This is a genomic window from Acidovorax sp. HMWF018 (assembly GCF_003061035.1).
GTDB classification, from domain to species: domain Bacteria; phylum Pseudomonadota; class Gammaproteobacteria; order Burkholderiales; family Burkholderiaceae_C; genus Acidovorax; species Acidovorax delafieldii.
In genome coordinates this window covers 1,455-4,649 of the sequence record NZ_QAIM01000351.1, presented here as the reverse complement: position 1 = coordinate 4,649, position 3,195 = coordinate 1,455, and the positions used below count along the sequence as shown (strand labels likewise).

The following is a 3,195-nucleotide window of genomic DNA, read 5'->3' as shown; positions in this document are numbered from 1 at the left end:
CCTGCCACTGAAGCACACGCATCCGCACTACCCGGACATCCACCATCGGCATGTCCATTGAGACCGAACACCCGCTTGTGGCGGGGCCGTCCCTTTGCAGGCAGCACGGCATTCAGCGTTAAGCGCCCCCCCAGTCATCACCAAGGGACGCGCCGTTGGCGGGCCCGCAGGGTGCGCAATTAGCGCAGTGCCATCCAGCCCTCCACCTCTCCCACCAAATGTGCCCGGAACACCTCGGCGATCGGTGACAGCTGCTTGCCCTTGGGCCAGACCAGGTGCCACTGCGACTGGATGGGAAAGCCCTGCACGTTGAGCACGGCAAGCCCCTCGTGGTGCGGGCCCAGGGCGTGGTGGGAGACGATGGAGACGCCCAGCTGGCCCTCCACCGACTCCTTGATGGCTTCATTGCTGCCCAGCTCCAGCAATGCGCTGGGCGCAAAACCCAGTTGGCGCAGGTGGGCGTCGGTGGCCATGCGGGTGCCGGAGCCTTTTTCGCGCAGGATGAAACGCTCCGTCTGCAATTGCGCGAGCTTGATGCGCTTTTTGGCGGCCAGGGAGTGGCCTGCGGGGGCGATGACAACCAGCGGGTTGGGCATGAGGATCTGGTCCTCCAGCGGCAAATCAGCAGGCGGCATGGACATGACGTAGAGGTCGTCCAGATTGCTGCGCAGGCGGGTGATGACGTGGTCGCGGTTGAGTACCTCCAGCGAGATATCGATCTGCGGGTGCAGCTTGCAGAAGCTGCCCAGCAGGCGGGGCACAAAGTACTTGGCGGTGCTGACCACGGCGACCTTGAGGCGCCCGCTGGTGAGGCCCTTGGCGCCCGACACGCGCTGCTCGAACGCATCCCACTCGCCCGCAATGGCACGCGCAGTGCGGGCCAGGGCCTGTCCCGCCTCGGTCAGGTGTACACGGCGGGAGACCACCTCGTACAGCGGCAGGCCCACGGCCTGGGTCACCTCACGCAACTGCATGGAGGCCGTGGGCTGCGTGACATGCATGACCTTGGCGGCGGCGCTGACGCTGCCCGTCTCGGCCAGCGCCAGGAACAGCCGCAGCTGGCGAAAGGTGATATTCATAGATTTTTATCTATAGATAAACGCGTTCGAATCGATTTTACTTTGCAGCCACACATCCCTAGCATCGACCCCCAACAAGGAGTTGAATGATGCAAAGCTTGCTGGACCCCGCGATTTTGTTTTTTGCCCTGGGAGTGTTTGCGGGCCTGGTCCGATCCAACCTGGAGATGCCGGCGGCGATCTCGAAGTTCTTGTCCATCTACCTGCTGATGGCGCTGGGCCTCAAGGGCGGGTTTGCCTTGGCGGCTTCAGGCCTGACACCCAGTGTGGCCAGCAGTCTGGGGCTGGCGGTGCTGCTGGCCGTGGTGGTGCCGCTGGTGGGCTATGCGCTGCTGCGGCGGGTGCTGTCGGGCTTCAACGCGGCGGCGGTCGCAGCCACCTACGGATCGGTCAGCGCCGTGACCTTTGTGACGGCCACGCAGTACCTGGAGTCACAGCACATTGCCTACGGCGGCTACATGGCGGCAGCCATGGCGCTGATGGAGTCGCCCGCCATCATCCTGGCGGTGATGCTGGCCAATGCGATGCGGCAGCGGCAGTCGGTGGCTCAGTCGTTGGCAATCACCCCCACAAGCCCCCTCCTGCGCGTGCCACCGGTGGTCGCCATGGCGTCGGCAGGGGGCCCCGCACTGGGTGGCGCAAGCGCAGGGGGCGCACCTGGCAAGCCAGGGCCTCACCTGTCGGTGGGCAAGATCCTGCACGAGTCGTTCACCGACGGCACCCAGTTGCTGCTGCTGGGCGCCATGGTGATCGGCATGGTGACTGGCGATGCCGGCAAGGCGGCCATGCAGCCGTTCTCGGGCGATCTGTTCAAGGGCATGCTGTGCCTGTTCTTGCTGGACATGGGCCTGTCCACGGCTCGCAACCTGCCTGCGGTGCGCAAGCAGTCGCCATGGCTGCTGGCTTACGCGGTGCTGGGGCCGCTGACGCACGCCAGCCTGGCCCTGGCGCTGGCCTGGCTGCTGCAGGTGCCCACGGGGGATGCCGTGCTGCTCATGGTGCTGGCCGCCAGCGCGTCTTATATCGCGGTGCCTGCCGTGGTGCGCTATGCCATCCCAGAAGCCGACCCGTCGCTGTACGTGAGCCTCTCGCTGGGGGTGACGTTTCCGCTGAACATCCTGGTGGGTATTCCGCTGTACACCCAGATAGTGCAGCGGGTGTGGGGGGGCTGACGAGGCAACGCATTGCGGCCTGCGGCGCGCAGTGCAAAGTGCACGGAGGTGGGCACGGGATCTAGAAGAGGCTCCCCTGCCCTTTCAGCAGTCCCGGCCTGAACTGCCCCAGGTCCAGCCCCTCGCGCTCCCGGTTGAGCCCCAGGCGGCGGCAGGTGTTGGCAAACCGCTGGCGCAGCAGGTCGGCCCAGAGCCCGCTCCCTTTCATGCGGGTGGCAAAGTCACTGTCATAGGTCTTGCCGGCTGCGCGCTGGGCCCCGGTCAGGGGGTGCAGGTCTTGCACCCGGGCCATGACGCGCGCTGCACGCTGCGGGTAGTGCACGGCGAGCCACTCTCGAAACAACGCATCCAGCTCCCACGGTAGCCGCAGCACCGTGTAGAACGCGGTGCGCGCACCGGCGTCGCGTGCGGCCTCCAGTACCTGCTCCATGTCTTCGGTGATGAACGGGATCTGGGGCGCCACGCTCACGCCCACCGGCACACCCGCCTCGGCCAATGCACGGATGGTGCGCAGCCGCCGGTGGGGCGCGGCGGCGCGGGGTTCCATGCGGCGAGCCAGCGCAGCGTCGAGTGTGGTGATGGTGATGTACACCGCCGCCAAGCGCTGCGCTGCCAGCGGGGCGAGCAGGTCCAGGTCGCGCTCCACGCCGCTGGATTTGGTGATCAGCGAAAACGGGTGGCGCGCCTCGCGCATCACTTCGATCACGCTGCGCGTGAGCTTCAGGTCGCGCTCCACGGGCTGGTAGCAGTCGGTGGCGGATCCGATGTTGAGCAAACGCGGCACGTAACGCGGCTGCGCAAGCTCTTGACGCAACACCTGCGCCACGTTGTGCTTGGCCACGATCTGCGTCTCAAAGTCGAGCCCGGGCGAAAAATTGAGGTAGCTGTGTGTGGGACGGGCGTAGCAGTAGATGCAGCCGTGCTCGCAGCCCCGGTAGGGGTTG

3 protein-coding genes are annotated in these 3,195 nt (G+C 66.2%); 1 reads left to right on the top strand and 2 read right to left on the bottom strand.

Going from position 1 to position 3,195, the window contains the following annotated elements:
• Positions 1-179 precede the first annotated feature (179 nt).
• A complete protein-coding gene (locus tag DBR23_RS13395) occupies positions 180-1,079 on the bottom strand; it encodes a LysR family transcriptional regulator (RefSeq protein ID WP_108498582.1) in 900 nt (299 codons plus the stop codon).
• A gap of 89 nt (positions 1,080-1,168) precedes the next feature.
• Here DBR23_RS13395 and DBR23_RS13390 point away from each other — a divergent pair, with 89 nt between their 5' ends.
• On the top strand, positions 1,169-2,251 hold the full coding sequence (locus DBR23_RS13390) for a sodium-dependent bicarbonate transport family permease (protein ID WP_108498583.1): 1,083 nt from the start codon (positions 1,169-1,171) through the stop codon (positions 2,249-2,251).
• Positions 2,252-2,312: 61 nt separating this feature from the next.
• On the opposite strand, the gene DBR23_RS13385 is transcribed toward DBR23_RS13390, so the two are convergent.
• Positions 2,313-3,195 (bottom strand): PA0069 family radical SAM protein (locus DBR23_RS13385; RefSeq protein ID WP_233250443.1); only part of this gene is annotated, 883 nt, incomplete at its 5' end.